At 45.6% G+C, this 18978-nt stretch carries 8 protein-coding genes; 5 read left to right on the top strand and 3 right to left on the bottom strand.

What is annotated here, in order from left to right; translation table 11 throughout:
- Positions 1 to 925: 925 nt before the first annotated feature.
- The 3 genes from mtaC (at position 926) to EO92_RS04080 (ending at position 4762) form a co-directional block, all read left to right on the top strand.
- Entirely contained in the window at positions 926 to 1708 is a 783-nt protein-coding gene (mtaC, locus tag EO92_RS04090) for a methanol--corrinoid protein MtaC (RefSeq protein WP_082107939.1), read from the top strand.
- 13 nt (positions 1709 to 1721) lie between these two features.
- Positions 1722 to 3107, top strand: a complete 1386-nt coding sequence (gene mtaB, locus EO92_RS04085; protein WP_048169519.1) for a methanol--corrinoid protein co-methyltransferase MtaB — start codon at positions 1722 to 1724, stop codon at positions 3105 to 3107.
- Positions 3108 to 3727: 620 nt separating this feature from the next.
- Positions 3728 to 4762, top strand: a complete 1035-nt coding sequence (locus tag EO92_RS04080; protein ID WP_048133185.1) for a uroporphyrinogen decarboxylase family protein — start codon at positions 3728 to 3730, stop codon at positions 4760 to 4762.
- Between the two features lie 567 nt (positions 4763 to 5329).
- On the opposite strand, the gene mtaA is transcribed toward EO92_RS04080, so the two are convergent.
- On the bottom strand, positions 5330 to 6349 hold the full coding sequence (mtaA, locus tag EO92_RS04070; protein WP_048169514.1) for a methylcobamide:CoM methyltransferase MtaA: 1020 nt from the start codon (positions 6347 to 6349) through the stop codon (positions 5330 to 5332).
- 555 nt (positions 6350 to 6904) lie between these two features.
- On the opposite strand from mtaA, the gene EO92_RS04065 reads away from it, so the two are divergent.
- The gene (locus EO92_RS04065) at positions 6905 to 7429 is read left to right on the top strand and encodes an O-acetyl-ADP-ribose deacetylase (RefSeq protein ID WP_048169513.1); all 525 of its coding nucleotides are present in this window, start codon (positions 6905 to 6907) and stop codon (positions 7427 to 7429) included.
- A 585-nt stretch (positions 7430 to 8014) separates the two neighbouring features.
- Positions 8015 to 13519, top strand: coding sequence for a tetratricopeptide repeat protein (locus tag EO92_RS04060; RefSeq protein WP_235283176.1), 5505 nt, complete (start codon positions 8015 to 8017; stop codon positions 13517 to 13519).
- A gap of 606 nt (positions 13520 to 14125) precedes the next feature.
- On the opposite strand, the gene leuS is transcribed toward EO92_RS04060, so the two are convergent.
- Both leuS and thrC read right to left on the bottom strand, forming a co-directional pair.
- Entirely contained in the window at positions 14126 to 17026 is a 2901-nt protein-coding gene (gene leuS / locus EO92_RS04055) for a leucine--tRNA ligase (protein ID WP_048169511.1), read from the bottom strand.
- A gap of 273 nt (positions 17027 to 17299) precedes the next feature.
- Entirely contained in the window at positions 17300 to 18517 is a 1218-nt protein-coding gene (thrC, locus tag EO92_RS04050) for a threonine synthase (protein WP_048169509.1), read from the bottom strand.
- Between the last annotated feature and the right edge of the window lie 461 nt (positions 18518 to 18978).

Raw genomic sequence — 18978 nt, 5'->3', positions numbered from 1 at the left:
GAATTAACCGAACCGACAAATCCTCGTCAGACAGAAAAATAACTCCTGTCTCCATTAAAAGATGAAAGAGATTTTGAATTTCAACCCACACATTTGAGCTGTGTGAGGGATTCATACAAGGCATTCCTTGCATATAAAGCTTTTCCCCACCTCTCATTTTTCAAAGCAGATCCGACGCAAAACGAAATTTTGCTTGAACCTACAAAGATTCTGCAGCTCCAATCATCAAAGATCGGTAGCGGGTGAGTCTCGCACAATTGCTGTGTGAGGGATTCATACAAGACGTTACTTGTATATAAAGCTTTTTGTCCAGCAATCCACTTGCATACAGATTTTATTGCAAAAGTAATTTTGCCATAAATCTACAAGTTCATTGCCGCCTGATCTCTCCTGATCAGGGAAACACCTAAACGCAGTACGTGGATAAATACTTTTTGGTTATTTTTTCAAATAATCAGTTAAGAGGATTCAAACGGGCCCTGAAAAACAGAAAATGAAATAGCATACAGTACAGCATACAAGAAATGTATCTGCTCTGCATCATCTCTTAAGATGCGGGTACTACTATGTACGCATTAAGTGCACAAATTAGTATTTTCTAGAGAGAAATCCAACCCCATAAACGGAAAAACAGAGTGCAAAGGAATGGGGAATACCTGTTTTCAGCCTTAGAACTTTAAACTTGCTCAGTGAATATTATATATATAGAACCACAATTAAATAAAGGGGAGTTAGAAGTCCTTTTAATAAATTAGGAAGAAATTGGGGATTTATACATATTTAGATCATGTTTGGCTGTTTTTATTGAAAACGGGGGAATTAATAAACACTTGAACACATATAGGATCTTTTTATGGACTATTTAGTTTTAACCCGGCTTTCGTCCTGTAAACAACAAGGGATTGGTTGCTCCTCAAATGCTAAAATGGAGGTTAGACATTTGATAGATATAGATCCCAGTGGTATTCTGGTTCGTTACAACGTACAACTTGAAAAGGAAATGACACCGGAAGATGCCGCAGAAGAGCTCTATCCAAAAGATTCAACGATTTACCCGATTGCAAAAGCTATCTTCGAAGGGGAAGAAGATGACGTTGTAGAGGGACTGAAAAAGGCCATTACCGCCGGAAAGGACCCGATGGGCCTCATCAATGGAGCCTTAATGCCAGGAATGGGAGTTGTCTCCAGGCTCTACGATGAAGGAGTCATTTTCCTGCCAAACGTTATGATGTCCGCTGACGCCATGCTTGAGGGTATCGAATTCCTTAAGAACATGGTTGGAGAAGCACCCGAAGTCAAAGGAAAAATCATCTGCCACGTCGCAGAAGGTGACGTCCACGACATCGGCAAGAACATTGTGGTTGCACTGCTAAGAGCAAACGGATACGATGTAATAGACCTTGGAAGAGATGTTCCTGTCGACGAAGTCCTGGACGCCGTGGAAAAAGAGAGCCCCCTGATGCTGACAGGTACAGCTCTCATGACCACAACCATGTATGCCTTTAAGGAGATCAATGACAAGCTCATGGAGAAAGGTTACAGGATTCCCTTTGCATGCGGAGGCGGGGCCGTAAACCAGGACTTCGTGTCGCAGTATGAACTCGGGGTGTACGGTGAAGAAGCATCTGATGCCCCTAAAATGGCCGATTTCATCAAGGCACATGGGGACAATATCGTAAAGCTGAGGGAGAAATTCCATAAACACTGAGGAGGTGGAGTAGATGGCAGTAACAAGATTCACTAAAATGGCTTATGCAAAAGCGGATGACATGGTCTTCGGAAAAGCTGTCAAGCCCGTCAAAGCAGGACTGGGACTTGAAATCGGCGCCGGCTACACAACCCCTGAAGTGAACTATGCTCCCAGACCGGAAGCAGGTGCATCCAAGGAAAAGCTCGTAAAGGAATATGAGAGGATTACCACTGACATCATGGCAAGGATGGTCCAGATAGGAGCTCCCGCCGTGGTACTTGAAACCGAACACGTCCAGCAGATGTCCAACAACCCTGAATGGGGAGCAGCTGTTGCCCATGCCCAGAAAACCATCATGGAAGACTACCATGATGAATATGGCATAAAATGTGCTCTCCGCCACACCATCGGTGACATCCGTGAAGATCGTGACTTCCTCAAGCTTAGAGGAGACAAGTACCCAGTCTTCCTCGAGGCTTTTGAACAGTGCGCCAAGTCCGGTGCTGATCTGCTTGCTGTTGAGTCAATGGGCGGTAAGGAAGTTTTCGACTATGCCATTCTCAGGAACGACATGGCAGGCATACTTTACGGCATAGGCGTTCTCGGCAGCATGGACATGGAGATGATCTGGCAAGACATTGCAGCAATTGCAAAGAAGACCGGAACTGTCGCAGCCGGAGACACGGACTGCGCCCAGGCAAACACTGCAATGTTCATTGCGGGCGGGCTGCTGGACAAGAACCTGGCCCACACAATTGCAATCATCGCAAGGTCGATTTCTGCAGCAAGGTCCCTCGTAGCCTATGAATGCGGCGCAGTTGGCCCTGGAAAGGACTGCGGTTACGAAAACACTATCGTAAAGTCCGTTTCAGGTGTCCCGATAGCTCAGGAAGGTAAGACCTCAACCTGTGCCCACTCCGACCTGATGGGGAACCTGACCATGCAGTGCTGTGACCTCTGGTCCAACGAATCCGTTGAATACCACGGCGAATTCGGCGGTACCACAGTTCAGTGCTGGTCCGAGACTCTTGCATACGACTGTTCTCTCATGAACGTCGCTCTCCAGTCTGGAAACGAAAAGGTTCTGAGAGACCTGTTTGTCGCCTCTGACAAGTACAGAGACCCACAGGGCTATGTGCTCGCCTATGACAACGCCTATAAAGTCGGGCAGGCAATTGCAAAGGACGGAAACGACATATACCTCCGCTCCAAGAATGCCGCTCTCGAATCCATCAAACTCGTCGAAGAAGGAGCAAAGGGAAAACTTACCCTCTCAAGGTTCGAAGCCAAGGCCCTTGCAGATGCAAAGGCAGCCTTTGAGGCTCTCACAGATGACAAGGACAAGTTCATGAGCGACTGCCTGGACAAATACAAGACGGAAGTTAAAGTCTTCCTGCCGGAGAACTACGGCCTTTAACCGAGGCAGTTCTTCTAATTTTTATTTTTAAAAGATTTTTGGATTTACAGCATCAAAGAACTATACGAAGGGATGGGCAGAAAACTGAATAAAAACTTAAGAGCGATATAAATTTATACCAGACATTGTAATCGGTTACTCCCTTTCGCAGGCAAATATTCGTTAACATAGTTATGAAGTTTACACAAAATCAACTACATTGATTCCGTAAACGGAGTTACACTGGAATACACATGTTGATTATATATAATTCATTGATTTTAGCCCATGCATTTATTTTGTAAATGCCATAATATAAAATACAACAGTGCTTTTTTAACAATCACGTTTATAAAAAGAGCGAGATTGATAAGATCAATGCTATTCGTTTTTTTGGTGTCGGTTATTATATTTATCTTTACGCCAAATATTTAATTGTGAAAAGGTGAAGATCCGGATGCTCCCCTAATTTTCACGTCTCTATTTTTCCATATCCCTATTTTTCACATTTGCAAGCCAATCAATTGAATCAATTTGAGGTATGCAAAAAAGAAAGATGGGACTGACTATTTCGGGGAATTATTAACTGAATATTTCACGTAATCGTTGTTAGATCATAGAAATAACGGAGTTGAAAAGAAATGGTCAATGAGATGACATCAAAGGAAAGGGTCCTTGCAATGCTCGACAGGAAACCTGTTGATAGGATCCCGGTAATCTCCGGCGTTGCAATGCTTAAGGAGTACATTGAAAAGACTGGGGCAGTTTGGCCTGACTACCACTCCAACGCAGAGATGATGGTCAACATCGCAAGCTGTGCTCCTATGGAGACAGGTATTGATAACCTCGTCGTAGCCTTTGGCATGTTTGTTGAATCTGCTGCTACAGGGCTTGATGTGAAGATGGGAAGAGTTGACATTCACCCTTCAGTGAGAGGCATGTTTAAAAAACCGGAAGATGTGACATATGATAACTTCCTTGAAAACAAGTTTGTCAGGACCACAATAGATGCAATTAAACTTGCAAAGGAAAGATACCCTGATGTTGCTACCTATGCTCTCATCGAAGCTCCGATTACCCTTCTCGGAGACTTGATGGGGGCCGAAAATCTTGCCATGCTTAGTTACAGGTGCCTTCAGAAAGAAAAATTCATGGAGAAAATGCAGGACTGGCTTTCAGTGTCTCTTGAGATCAGCAAAATTTATGCTGAAGCCTGTGCTCAAGCTGGAGCTGACATTTTCTATTGTTCCGATGCATCAGCATCCCCGAACCTCCTGATGCCGGAGTTCTACTACAAAGTAGCAGGCCCATCAGAAAAGGAGCTTGGAGATTTCATCCACGAGAATGGATGCCCCTGGGAACTGCACATCTGCGGGAATACAACCTCGATTATTGAAGGTATGACCGCCACCGGAGCAGACAGCCTCAGTATAGATCAAACAGTAGATATGAGTGAAGCTACAAAGCTTGCACATGGCGTTCCTGTGGTTGGAAACGTGACCCCCCTCCTGATGGTCGATGGTACGGAAGAACAGATCATTGCAGAAGTAAGGAAGGCCCTGGACAGCGGAGCAAAAGCAAGTAAGCTCGGATGTGGAACTCCACCTCTCAGCACATCTGACAGGCTCAAGACCTGGGTAAAAGCTGCAGGTGACTGGTCAGCAGAGAACCTGTGAAGTTGCACCTCAAAAAATTCAGGAGTAAAATTAGAGATTTTTATTTGAACGCCCTGGATGCCTGATAAACCAGAACATCCAGATGGGTGCCCGGAAATTTCCGGCACCCCGGGAATTTCAAAACCTCATAATCATTTTTTTAAGTGGGTTCGTTTTTTCATAAAGTATACCACATTTTCGAGATTTATCTGCAACATATCCATATTTCGTTGTGTGCTTCCAAATGGCACATAATAAAAATGTCCACTGTAAGCGTCCTCCAGGACAAAACTTGCCCATAATTCAAGGTCGTCCTGCCGAAAAACTACAGCTTCTAATTGAGGACCTTTTCCTTCTTCTCAAGATTTATAGCCTGACGGAAGCTAAAGACCCGAGCCGAGACTTGAGAACTTTTAAAAACGGAGTCCGAAAAAACAGTACCTCAATAATTAAAATTAAAAAAGTAAAAAGCAGAAACTTGTTTAAAAATTGGAAGAAAAGATTTCCATTTTTCAGCATTTTCTTCAAGCGCACTTTTCTTCAAGCGTACTTTTCTTTAAGCATACTTTTCTTCAAGCATACTTTTCTTCAAGCGTAATATTCGTCTCTTGCTGCGACCATGGCTTTTATGTTCTCGAGAGGGGTCATGGGTGCAATTCCGCAACCAGGGGCAAGCACATCAACGCCGTCTGCAAGAGCCTGTTTGGATTCGGTTTTTATTTTGTCAATAGGTCCGGGCAGCAGGGTGAACGGACTGGAGATGTTTCCTACTAACCTTGCTCTGGTTCCGATGATTTCCTTTGCCTTCTTTACGCTGCCAATCTTTTCTTCAACGCTCAGCCCCTCGAAGCCGCAGTCTGCCATATAGTCCAGAATAGAGTTCACATTGCCGCAGATATGCAGGACTGTAACCGAGTTCACGCTGGCGGAGAACTTCTGCAGCCTTGGCTGGAGATACTGCTTGAAGGAGTCGGGGCTCATGAGGTCAGGAGAAGCGACAGGATCTGCAATGGCAATAATGTCTGCACCGGCTTCTACCATTGCATTTGCATAGATGATTGCGGCTTCGGTTGCGAGGTCCAGAGTCTGTTCGAAGAGTTCAATTTTTTTGATGGACCATTTCATGAAGGATTTTACACTTACAAGGTCGGAAGCGATTGTGATAGGACCTTCCATACCGCCAACGATTGGCACGTCAGGGCCTACTTTTTCCCGGATGATCTTGATTGCTTCAAGTACTGCTGGAATTCTGCCTTTCTGCAGGAGGTCTGCAGGGATTGCTGCGCCTTCGAGGTCTTTGGGGTAGGGATGACCGGTAACGGAGGGCTGCCTGTTCTTGGTACCCATATTGATCTCACAACCCATGGCTTCGACCAGGACAGTGAGGCAATAGGGAACCCTTACAGCTTCAAGCCCGCTGAGCTCGTGGTTGGCGAGTGCCAGCTTTGCCATAAGCTCGGGGTCAGAGTGAGATTCCGGCCAGGGAGCTCCCACTTCATCCATTAATTCCACAATCCCTGTCTGGGTTACGGAACAAACAGGTACTTTGTCAACTTGCTTTCCTTCTAATGTGTTTAAAAGTCTCTCCTTAAGTGTCATGTTACTCATGGTTTATCTCCCCCATTGAAATTATTCAGAGATTTACACCACTTGCTGTATATAACCAGGGTTAAAAATTAGCAAGGGTTAAGAAATTAGCCAGAGTTAAGAAATATGTCTAAGAAATTTTCTGGCTCGGTTTATTTTAGTCACTGGTTTATTTTAGCTATTTATACATTTGATCTTTCAGATTGTAGGATCTTTTAGATCAAATTTTTAACAGGATTGCCTCGGTAACCCCCAGAGGCACATAAGAGTTTTAGAGTTTTTTAAGCGGGCAATTAAGCCTGCATGCCACCGAAATCCCCTTTTTCGGTCGACTAATATAATCTATGTTTTATGCTATATCATTGTTTGGGAGCTTACGAATCAAAAAACTTTGACCTTTAAGAAAAAAACCATCCTATATGTAATAAATTTATCATGGAAAAAGGGCGAGCAGGATAAACCAGGAAAATAAACCAGGAAAATAAACCAGGAAAATAAGATAGATAAATCCCGAACAAAATACCGGGAAAGCTCTGTAAAGAAGAAAAAAGAAAAGAATCGAGTAAGGGATCGAGTATGAAACTAAATCCGGATAGAATAAGGATATTCGAAGGGGATATCGTGAAAATGAAAGTTGATGCCATTGTCAATGCTGCAAACAATACACTTCTCGGAGGCGGGGGAGTAGATGGGGCTATCCACAGGGCTGCAGGTCCCACGCTACTGGAAGAGTGTAGAACCCTTAACAGCTGCCCCACAGGAGAAGCAAAAATTACATCAGGACACCTTCTGCCTGCAAAATATGTTATACATACTGTTGGCCCTGTATGGCAGGGTGGCAGAGAAGGAGAAGATGAACTTCTTGCTTCCTGCTACAGGAAGAGTCTTGAGCTTGCAAGAGAGCATAAAATAAAAACGATTGCATTTCCAGCCATAAGTACAGGAGCATACAGCTTTCCCTCCGAAAGAGCAGCCGGGATTGCAGTTTCCCAGGTAAGGAAGTTTCTTCAGAAAAATGAGCTGCCTGACATAGTTTTGCTTGTCTGCCATAATGAAGAAACCTGCAAAAGCATCAAAAAAGCCCTTGATGGGAATCTTTAAAATATAATTTAGATTTAGAATTCTTTTTATATCTTCTTATAATATCTTCTTTTATAATGTAAACCTTCTTCGAAGAGACAACTTAAACGCTTAATAAACAATTTACAAAAAGCAGATTTGGAAAGTTTTCTCCCACTCTCACTTATGGGAGATTGTTTATATAGTATGTTAGAAAAATAGGTTTGAAATAAAAATTAGAATGACAGCAAATCCCGGATTTTAAAATATTATGTAATGCAAATTTACAGGTATTTTAATTATGCCAGTATTTAAAACATATCAGTATTTTGATTATATCAGTATTTAAAGTATATCAGTATTGAAATTTATCAGTATTGAAATTTATCAGTATTGAAATTTATCAGTATTCAAAGTACATCAGTATTGAAATTTATCAGTATTCAAAGTACATCAGTATTGAAATTTATCAGTATTTTAACACTTATCAGCGTACATTTATCAATGCAAGTTTAATCAAATGAAAATTTATCGACATACATTCACTGGCGAAATTTATAGATATACAAACAGCCGGAAAAGAAAAGATCCGCACAAAAAGAAAAGATTAACTTACATAATACTCAGATGAACCTGCAGGATTATACAGAGAAAAGAGGGACAGGAGGAATAGTTATCATTCACGATGAAGCCTTTCAGAGAGGCCTTGACCTGGTAAAACGCAAAAGGTACGAGAAAGCCATTAACACATTCAATAAAATTCTGGACAAAAACCCAAGCCATAAGGGAGCCCTTTTCAACAGAGGGCTTGCTCTCCTCGAAACTGAAAAAACTCAGGAAGCCCTCAACTCATTTAATGAAGTCCTGCAGCTTGAACCTGGAAACTCCGAAGCCCTCTACAGAAAAGGAACCTCTCTTGCTATTCTTGAGAGATTTGAAGAAGCGCTTGAAGCCTATGAAAGTGCACTTGAAATTTCCCCGGATACCCCTGAAACCTGGTATATGAGGGGGCTTGCTTTTGCCGAAATAGAGAGGACTGAAGCTTCAATCCTCTGCTTTGAAAAAGCCCTTGAACTTAAGCCTGAGTATACAGACGCCTGGTGTGCAATGGGGACAGTAGCCGGAAAAGCAGACAGGTATGAAGAAGCCCTGGGAAATTTTGGGCGTGCGCTTGAAATAAACCCCAGAAATTCAGAAGCCTGCTATGCAAAGGGCCTGATTCTTGCAAAGCTTGAAAAATACGAAAATGCACTCGAATGCTTTGATTCCCTTATCCGGGAAAACCCAAAAGATACGAATGCCCTTGAACAGAAATGCCTTGTCCTTGCAAAGCTCGGGAAAAAAGAAGAAGCTCTGCAGTCCCTTGAGGATTCTTTAAAGAAGTATCCTGCAAGTGAAGCTGTCCTTTACCATAAGGCCATCCTTTTAAACGAACTTTCGAGGTACGAGGACGCAGAAAAAACCTTTTCAAAAGTATTGAAGCTCAACCCCGGACACAGAGAAGCCTGGTTCAGGAAAGGTTTCGCTCTTGTGCAACTGCTCAGGCTTAATGAAGCCATTGAGGCTTTTGAAGAAGCCATCCGGCTGGATCCTGCGTATTTTGAAGCCTGGAATTATAAGTGCCTTGCACTCATGAAACTTGAGGCATACGAAGAAGCCCTTGAAACCTTTGATTCCGTGCTTGAAACCTATCCTGATATGAAGGAAATCTGGTACAACAGGGCACTTGCTCTTTTGAAACTGCAGAACTTTGAGGAAGCTGCCCGGTCCTTTGCCCGTGTTACGGAACTTGACCCCACCAATACGGATGCGTGGTTCCAGCAGGGGCGCCTGCTTGCCAGAGCAGGAAAATATGAAGAAGCTCTTGAAACCCTTGACAGCCTGATTGAACATGACCCTGATTTTATCGAAGCCCAGAAGTTCAGGGGCTCAGTGCTTGTAGGGCTCGGACGCTTCGAAGGAGCTCTGGAGTCCCTTACAAAAAGCCTTGAAAAGGAACCGCAAAACTACAACATGTGGCTTCAAAAAGGACTTATTCTCCTCGACAGCGGGAAATTCGAGCCTGCCCTGAAAGCTCTTGAAAATGCCGCAGACCTGAAACCTGAAGACGAAATCTGCTGGATGAACAGGGGTTTTGCCCTCTATTCTCTGGAACGTTATGAAGAAGCCCTTGAAGCCTTTAAGGAAGGCTTGCGGCTGAACCCCTATCTTGAGAAGGGCTGGAACAAGAAAGGAATAGTGCTCGGAAAGCTAGGAAAACCCGAAGAAGCCCTTGAAGCTTTCGAAGAAGCAATAAAACTCAGGCCGGACTTTGAGGATGCCTGGAAAAATAAAGGACTCTTGTTTTTTGCCTCAGAAGAGTACGAAAAAGCCGAAGAAGCCTTTGCCAAAGTCCTTAAAACAAACCCTGAAGATATCGATTCTCTTTACAACAGGGGCATATCCCTGCTCAGGCTGGGAAGAAAAGAAGCAGCCCTCGAATACCTTGAAAAAGTCGTTTCCCTCAGTCCCGATTATCCTGACCTTTCCTACAGCATTGGGGTTGCATTGATGGAACTGGGGAAACAGGAAAAAGCCCTGGAAACCTTTGAAAAGCTTGCTGCAAAGAACCCGGATGATACGGAAATCCAGTGCAGGACAGGAAAGCTTGCAATGGAGCTCGGGAAGCATGAAACTGCCCTGCAGGCATTCGAAAAGGTACTGGTTGAAAAACCCGAATCAAGAGAAGCCTGGTACAGGAAAGGGCTTGCCCTGCTGAAACTGGAACGCTTTGAAGATGCTGTAAAAGCCTTTGCCGAAGTAATTACAAGGGACGCCGATTATGAAGACGCCGGAACCCTCAAGGGCTTTTCCCAGATGAAGCTCGGAAAATGCCTCCCTGCCCTGGAAACCTTTGAAAGCGTACTTGAGAGAAGACCTGACGCGGGCATGACCTGGTACTACAGCGGCCTGACCCTTTACAGGCTGCACAGGCAGGAAGAGGCAGCCAGGGCTTTTGAATCGGCTGCCCGCCTTAATCCGGAGCTGCATGACGCCTTTGAATACAGGGCAAGCTGTCTCTTTGAAACCGGGCAGTATGAAACTGCGCTCGAAGCTTTTGAGACTCTGCTGGAAAGAGACCCGAAAAACCTTTCAGCCCTGTACAACAAAGCGATTTGCTTCCTTGAACTGAAGAGGTATAAAGAAGCTACTGAAGCCCTCTCAAACCTGCTTGAACTTGACCCTGACAGGGAAGAGACGAAGTTTAAGCTCGAAGAAGCAAAGTTAAAGCTCGAAGAGGCAAAGTTAAAGCTCGAAGAGGCAAAGTTCAAACTAGGGATTGAGCATTTCGAACTCGGCCAATACAATGAAGCTCTTACCCTTTTTGAAGAAATTTCTCAGAAAAACGATTCGGTACTTTACTGGAAAGGGCTTGTGTTTGTCCGGCAGGAAGCTTATGAAAAGGCACTTGAAGTCTTTTCAAGGCTCACTGAGCAGGATTCGCAGTTTGCAGAAGGCTGGTACTTCATCGGGCTGTCCTGTTCAAAACTCGGGAAACATGAAGAAGCCTCCGGAGCCTTCAAAAAAGTCCTTGAAATCGACCCGGCATTCCGGGATATACACGAGATATACTACCAGCTGGGCCTTTCCTGCTTTGAACTCAGGAACTTTGAAGATGCCCTGACAGCCTTTGAGACAGCCCTTAAAGTAGCTCCTGAAAATTCGGACATGACCCCGGACAAAGTCCGGAATATTATGTATAAAAAGAGCCTCTCCCTGCTCAGGCTTGGAAGATATGAAGAAGCTGAACCGGGCTTTAAGGAAGTTCTCGTCAGGGACCCGGCAAATGCTGAAGCCCTTGCACACCTGAGCACTGCCTGTTTCAAGCAGGGCCATTATGAAGAAGCCCTGGATCTCTTTGAAAGGGTACTCATTCAGACTCCGGGAAGAAAAACTATCCTTTTCAGAAAGGGGCTTGCCTTAAAAGCCCTTGGAAAAAAACAGGATGCTCTGGCTGCCTTTGACCTTGTCCTTAAACTGAAGCCTACCTGCACATATGCCCTCGACCAGAGAGGATACACTCTTTTCGAACTTAAAAAGTATGAAGAAGCAGCTGAAGCCTTTAAAGCTGCGCTGGAGTACTGCCCGAAAAAGGCATATCTGCAATATCTAAGGGCTATTTCCATTTTCAGGCTTGGAAACTTCAAAGAAGCCCCACAGGAATTTGAAAAAGCCCTTGACCTCGGGTGCCGGAAGCCTGACATTCCCTATTATACAGGGCTTTCCTGCTTTGCAACAGGAGAGTATGCAGGAGCTGTAAAAGCCTTTGATATTGTCCTCAAGACAGGAGTACGGGACCCGGAAATTCTGCAAAAGAGGGCTCTTGCTCTTTTCAAACTCGGGAAGTCAGAAGAAGCCGTATCTGCAGTAAACGCCCTTCTTGAATTTTCCGCTGAAAACCTGACCGGAGAAGGTAGGGGAGAGACAAACGACAGAGACACAGGAGAAAACCCTCAGGTCTATCATGAGCTCCTTGAAAAATTTGCATCCGCCCTGATAGAACTTGGGAAACCTGAAGAAGCCCTGCTGCCCCTTGAGAAGCTTGCAAGAGACGGATTAGCTTCAAAAGAGGCCCTTTACAGCAGAGGGATAACGCTTCTGGAACTCGGAAGGCAGGAAGAAGCCTTTGAGGTCTTTTCAGAGATACTTGAGGCTTACCCGGACTTTAAGAGGGCATGGTACGGAAAAGGACTTGTGCTGTTTTCGCAGGAGCATTATGAAAAAGCCCTTGAAGCCTTTGAACAGGCTGTGCTTGAAAGCCAGGAAAATGGGCCGAAAATAAATGATCCGGAATCAGAAGATGCCTGGACCAAAATAGGGCTTGCCCAGCTCAAAACCGAAAGATATGAGGATGCCTATGAGACCTTTGAAAAGGTCCTTGAGAAAAAGCCGATGGCTGCAGACGTGTGGTACTTAAGCGGGCTTGTCATGAGAGGGCTTGACCAGAACGAGGAAGCCGTGGAAGCTTTTGAAAAGGCCCTGGAACTCAACCCGGACATTACAGCTGCCCTTGAGCAGAAAGGGCTTGCCCTTCTTACACTGTGCAGGTACGAAGAAGCCCGGAACGCCTTTAGTTCAGCCCTTGTCCGGAACCCTGAAAACGCAGATATCCTTTACAGCCGTGCAGTAGCCAGTTTCAAGCTCCGTAACTTCGAAGAAGCTGCAGGAGACTTTGAAAGGGTGCTCCTCTTTGCCCCTGATTTCCCGGACTACACCGAAGCCTGCTACAGGCTCGGGATTGCCAGCATCGAACTTCAGGACTACGAAAAAGCTCTGCAGGCCCTTGACCAGGTCCTTGAACGCGAGCCCGCGCACAAGGAAGCACTCTCTAACATGGCTCTTGTGCTCTTCAACCTCGGAGAGTACGAAGAAGCTGCCGAGACCTTTGAACTGCTGCTCAAAACGTCCCCTGAAGACCCTGAAAGCCTGAACTACCTGGGACTCTGCCTCCTTGAACTTGATAACCCGAAAGAAGCCCTGAAAGCCTTCGAAAAAGCTGCCCTTTTCAACCCGAAAAATGAAGAAGCCCTTTATAACGCAGCTACGACCCTTATTAAGTTAAACAGGACTCAGGAGTCCCTCGGGTACTTTGACCGCATCCTTGAGATATCTCCTGAAAACTACGATGCCATGAACTACAAAGGAATTGCCTTCTGTATGCTTGAAAAGTACAGGGAAGCCCTGAGGTCCTTTGACGATGTGCTTGGAAAAGACCCGGACAATATCAAGGCAATCTATAACGTGGGAATAGTCTGCTTCAAACAGAAACTCTACGAGACCGCCGCCAGGGCTTTTAAGGAAGCCCTTGCCATCAACCCCTGGCACGAGCAGTCCCTCAGGCATCTCGGCCTCTCTCTTGCAAAAACCGGAGATTATGAAGAAGCCCTGAAAGCCTTCGAAAAGCTGCTCAGGATAGACCCCCAGGACGTCCAGTCCATGAACTACAGAGGAGTTATCCTCGGAAAGCTGGAAAGGTACGGGGAAGCCATAAAGGCTTTTGACGAGATCCTGCGTGTCTACCCGGATATGGCGGATGCGAGGAAAAAACTTGAGGTATTAAAGTCCCTTGAAAATGAAGAGAGGTCCTATTAAGGGATCTGTAAAGGAGAGGATCCCTTCTGAGGAGGGATCTTTTCCGGACCTTTTTTCAAAACAGTAGAAGGTGCCCACGCCAGCTCGTCTGGCGGTCCGTCAAAAGAGAAGAACAAGAACAAGAACAAGAACAAGAACAAGAACAAGAACAAGAACAAGAACAAGAACAAGAACAAGAACAAGAACAAGAACAAGAACAAGAACAAGAACAAGAACATAGAGACTCGAAAAAGCAATAAAACCAATAAAAATAGAAATGGAAACCCCCGGGATTCTTATGTCACTTTTACTTTCGGGCTCTCATTTTAGGTCTTTTCTTTTTTGTTTGAAATACCGCTCTCCTGCGTCGATCGGGACAAAAACGACTTAAAACAGCGACAGTTGTACAGGTCAGAAAGATCTGTAATTTAGCCCTTTTGAGCGCAGTGAAAAGGACTGCGGGCTGTTGTACTTGCAGTGCAACTCCCAGGTAATCTTCGATTTCCTGTGATCCCGAATCGCAACTCGGGTGAAAAAGCAAATAAAAAAGAAGTACCGGGCTGTTGCATTTGCCCGGATACCATTTTTTAGTTAAATCAAAAGTCTTCTTATTCTTCCTTTATCTTCTTATTCTTCCTGCTTTGCCTCAATGTAAATCGCAGGCCTGAAAGGTTCTGCAAACCTGGACTTCTTCTGCGGGTCATACTCCGGAGAATCGGCGCTGTAGATTTCAACAGGGCAGCCGAGTTCTTTTTCCAGGAAGGAGGCTGATTCTTTCAGAAGGGCCTGTTCATCAAGGCCGAGGTAAGCAAAGGTCTCGTAGCGTTCTGCACCGCCGCTCTTGAACTCGGGCACTAATTTCTGCACGAACTTAGGGATCTCCTTGCCAAAACGCTTCAGGTCAGGGTTTGCCATCAGGGTTTTGATCAGAGTACCTACTTCCAGAGGGGCTTCGATCTGCAGTTCGCAGGCGCACTTTATTGCTGCGGCTTTCCAGGCAGGAGAGGTGTAGAGGTAGACCTTTTGAGGAGTTATCTTTGTAACCCTCAGGATCTCTTCAATATCGTCAAGGGTACTCTTTACAGCCTCTTCCGCAAGTTCGGCTCCTTCGTCTATAAGGTCTTCATTGTAGAGCGGGTACTGGGCAAGGGAGATTGAGTCTTCGTGCCCCATGGCTTCCCAGATCTCTTCACAGAGGTGAGGGGTGAAAGGAGCCATAAGCCTGACCCAGTTGTCCAGCACGTAGTAAAGCAGGTTTTCCCCGCCTCTCCTCTGGTACCACCTGAGATCGTTTAAGAGCAGGAAGAAGGAATTCTGGATGGCTTCCCGCGTCTGGATGGAGTCAAGGGCAGTGTTTGTTCCCCTGATGTAGTTCTGCATCCTTGAAAGCATCCAGCGGTCGATCTGCTTTAGCTCGGTGCTCAGGTTTGCCCGCTTTCCGTTCTCGATTACATCCCTTGCAAAGGAGTAGAACCTGTCCACCTGCCTGCGGGCGGACTCTATTCCAGAATTTTGCCAGTCGGCGTCCTGGGTCTGTTCGGCTGATGAGAGGATATACATCCTTGTTATGTCTGCGCCGTAAGCGCTGACCGCGCTTTCCAGGGTAAGGATGGGACCTTTGGACTTGCTCATCTTCTGCCCTTCAAGGGAGACAAAACCATTTACTGCAAGGGCTCTTGGCCAGTTATCTTCCTCAAAAAGGGCTACGTGATGGAAGAGGAAGAAGAGCAGGTGGTTAGGGACAAGGTCCTTTCCGGAAGAACGCAGGTCAACCGGATACCAGTAGTTGAAATCACGGCGGATTTCTTCAATGAGTCCGGAGGCAAGGCCTGTTTCTGCTGAAACCGCTGAAACGTCGCCTTTTCCGAGCAGGACATAATCAAAGAAGGAAAGGGTAAGCTGCTCAAGGGCAAGGTCGCCTCTCTCGATGAACCTGGCAATTATATAATAGCTCATGTAGATTGTCGAATCCCCGAGGGACTCGATTAGCCATTCCTTATCAAAGGGAAGGCGGGTCCCAAGCCCTTTCCTGCGGGCACATGCCTTATCCTTGAGCCAGTCGACCTTGTTTTCGAACTCAACCCTGTACTCTTCGGGAATAATCCGCATCTGGCTGAGGCATTTGTAAACCTTTGCTTTCCATTCGGGGTCTGAATAGTTAAGGAACCACTGGCCTTTGACCATGTTCACAACACAGGGAGTACCGCAGCGGCAGACCACGGGTTCACTGAATTCATAGAAGGTTTCTCCTGCATTTGAGGCAATGAAATCCCTGGTAAGTATGTCTTTGACCTTGGAGACCGGGTATCCTGTATATTTCCCTGTGAGCTCCTTAAGGACTCCACCGTGGAACTCTCTCCGGTACACGATCTTTGTGGCTTCCTCGGCTTTCGGATCTTTCTGGTTTGCAATTCCCATACTTTCTACGATCTCTTTTGCCGGGAATTCCCCGAATTCGGGGACCTTGATAAGGGAAATCAGTTCGATTTTTTTGAGGTCTTCGGTAATCCCGTACTCGCTCAGGTCTGCATCATAGAGGTCACGCAGGGCAAGGTAGTCAAAAGGTGCATGTGCAGGCACGCTCATTACTATTCCGCTTCCGTTTTCGGGCCTTACGAAGGATGCAGGAAGAGAGATGACTTCATCTCCGGTTATCGGGTTTGTGAGTTTTATCCCTATGACGGATTTTGCAGGCACGTCCTCGATGTATTCCACGGTCCTGTCCGTAAAGGTCAGTTTTCTGAAAGCTTCCTTGCTGACAACCCAGAACTCTTCGTTTCCGTCTTTTTCGACTCTGGCCTTTACGTAATCCACTTTGGGGTTGACCCAGAGGTTTGTCACTCCATAGGTGGTTTCCGGCCGGAGGGTAGCACAGGGGAGGACCAGGTCTTTGTACCGGAATTTTATCAGGGTGTATTCCACAATTGTGGCTTCTTCCCCATGCAGGATATCATGGTCTTCTACAGGGTTGTTGTCGTTCGGGCACCATTTCACGGGGTGGGAGCCTTTCCCGATCAGGCCCTTTTCTCCAAGCCGGATATACTGCCATTCAATGAACTTTTTGTAGGTCGGGTCAGTTGTTGTGAATTTGCGCCTCCAGTCAATGGAGTACCCGATCATGCGCATGGCTTTCTCGGCTTCATGCTTGAAATATTCAACGATTTTTTCCGGGGTATCGAGGGTCGGCAGGATATCTCCGGGAATCCCGTGGAGGCGTTCGTAAACGTCCATGGTCTGAGGGTCCCGGCTTGCAATCAGCTCAGCAAGCCCCACAATGGGTGTGCCTGTTACGTGAAAGCCCATCGGGTAAAGCACATTGTATCCGAGCATCCTTTTGTACCTTGCCACGACGTCCCCTATAGTAAAGGTCCGGGTGTGCCCTGCATGCAGGTTCCCGTTCAGGTAAGGGTAAGGAATTGTTATGAAATACTTTTCCCGCTTATCTGGCTCAGGCTGGAAAATCCGGCTCTCATTCCATTTATTCTGCCATTTATTTTCTATCTCATGAGGTTTATAATCCTGCTCCATTCGTGTTCACGCCCACCGATGAGTATGATAAAAGAATCTGAAGAAATCCTGGGGATATGAATAATAATCCTGAGGATATGAATAATAACAGTAAAGCAGTTTCAAGAAGCCAATTTGCGGCCTCAAGAATCCTGAATTGATTAAAGGATGCCGGAATCCGCGTATGTCAATCACCCGACATAAATAGATCAACTGTTTGCGGTTCCGGCACGTAAATATTTATCTTCCGACGTCTCTTTAATCGAATTTGCAAATCAGATCTGTTTTCCGGTTTTATTTCGCCTTTCCGAAGATTGCTTCCCGGATGGCATCGATATTTGCATCCACTAAAGTAGGCTCCTCGCAGATATCGATCACAGTCTGGGGGTCTTTAAGGAGATGCCCTGTAGTAATGCATACAACGGTTTCGTCTCTGCCAATGACACCCATATCAACAAGTTTCTTAAGCCCTGCTACAGAGGCTGCACTTGCAGGTTCGACGCCTATGCCTTCAAGCCTTGCGAGGTCCTTCTGGGCTGCAAGGATTTCGTCATCATTAACAGACTCTGCAGTCCCGTGGGAGTCCCGGATTGCGCTGAGGGCTTTTGTAGCGTTTACAGGGTTTCCAATCCTGATTGCAGTTGCAACTGTCTCGGGGTGCTCTTCCGGAGTGATTGCAGGAGCCCCGCTTTTGATGGCTTTTACGATGGGGCAGGAACCTTCAGCCTGAATTCCGGTCATCTTCGGGAGAGAATCGGTTATTCCAAGTATTTTGAACTCCCTGAAACCCTTATATATTGCAGTAATATTTCCTGCGTTTCCTACGGGCAGGACAATTCTGTCAGGCACTTTGAAGCCGAGCTGGTCTGCAATCTCAAAGCCGATGGTTTTCTGGCCTTCAAGCCTGTACGGGTTGATGGAGTTTAAAAGGTAGATTTTTTCCTGGGAACAGAGCGTGCGCACAAGAGCAAGGGCATCGTCAAAGTTTCCACGGATGCTGAGGACCTTTGCTCCGTGCATGAGGGCCTGGGCTACTTTACCAAGGGCTACTTTCCCTGCAGGGAGCAGCACTATAACAGGGATTCCTGCTTTTGCCCCGTAGATTGCAAGAGATGCGGAGGTGTTTCCTGTAGATGCGCAGGCAACGGTCTTCATCCCGAGCTCAAGCGCTTTCGTAACTCCAACAGTCATGCCCCTGTCCTTGAAGGAACCGGTGGGGTTCATGCCCTCGTGTTTCACGTAGAGTTCTTTAATCCCTATCTTTTCGGCCAGGCGGTCGCATTTGTATAAAGGAGTCCCGCCTTCCCTGATAGTCACAGGCTCCCTTTCGATCGGGAGGAGTTTTGCGTACTTCCAGACCGAAGGGCATTCGGTCTTCAGTTTTTCCATGTCAAGTTTAATTGAGGAATAGTCATAAATAACATCAAGCAGCCCGTTACATTTGCTGCAGGTATAGATTACTTCATCTTTGGAATACTCTGCACCGCATTCGATACATTTCAGATGATACATTAAATTGCTCCTGTGTCTGATTATTTAGAATTATTCGGATACCGGGTTTCAAGTAGTACCCAATTTCATGTTAGTATTTATTACACGATTTCATGTTATTACATGATTTCATGATATTACACGATTTCACGTTATTACACGATTTCACGTTATTACACGATTTCATGTTATTACACGATTTCATGTTATTACACGATTTCATGTTAGTTTATTAATACAACCCGGAGTTCGGGTCAGCATAATCTTGATTTCGGATTAGTATAATATTAGAGTTTAATAATATTTTGTATCCTTAACACTTTACTTGCTTTTAAATTATACTATTTTTAAAATTGTACTGTATTCGGGCTTTATAATAGCTCCGTAACAACAGTCTTATAAAGCATACTCGTCCCCACGATAATTCATCAACCCCGGAAGGTACTGAAAAGGACTTATTATATTTAGATTTATATTTATAT

The sequence above is a fragment of the Methanosarcina sp. 2.H.A.1B.4 genome, from assembly GCF_000979385.1.
Taxonomy (GTDB): domain Archaea; phylum Halobacteriota; class Methanosarcinia; order Methanosarcinales; family Methanosarcinaceae; genus Methanosarcina.
The sequence above is the reverse complement of the archived record's forward strand: the minus strand, read 5'-3'. Positions and strand labels throughout refer to the sequence as shown.

What these genes read in the sequence shown, in the direction of transcription:
- mtaC (WP_082107939.1), top strand. Translation starts at nt 926, where the DNA reads ATGGAGGTTAGACATTTGATAGATATAGATCCCAGTGGTATTCTGGTT.
- mtaB (WP_048169519.1), top strand. Translation starts at nt 1,722, where the DNA reads ATGGCAGTAACAAGATTCACTAAAATGGCTTATGCAAAAGCGGATGAC.
- EO92_RS04080 (WP_048133185.1), top strand. Translation starts at nt 3,728, where the DNA reads ATGGTCAATGAGATGACATCAAAGGAAAGGGTCCTTGCAATGCTCGAC.
- mtaA (WP_048169514.1), bottom strand. Translation starts at nt 6,349, where the DNA reads ATGAGTAACATGACACTTAAGGAGAGACTTTTAAACACATTAGAAGGA.
- EO92_RS04065 (WP_048169513.1), top strand. Translation starts at nt 6,905, where the DNA reads ATGAAACTAAATCCGGATAGAATAAGGATATTCGAAGGGGATATCGTG.
- EO92_RS04060 (WP_235283176.1), top strand. Translation starts at nt 8,015, where the DNA reads ATGAACCTGCAGGATTATACAGAGAAAAGAGGGACAGGAGGAATAGTT.
- leuS (WP_048169511.1), bottom strand. Translation starts at nt 17,026, where the DNA reads ATGGAGCAGGATTATAAACCTCATGAGATAGAAAATAAATGGCAGAAT.
- thrC (WP_048169509.1), bottom strand. Translation starts at nt 18,517, where the DNA reads ATGTATCATCTGAAATGTATCGAATGCGGTGCAGAGTATTCCAAAGAT.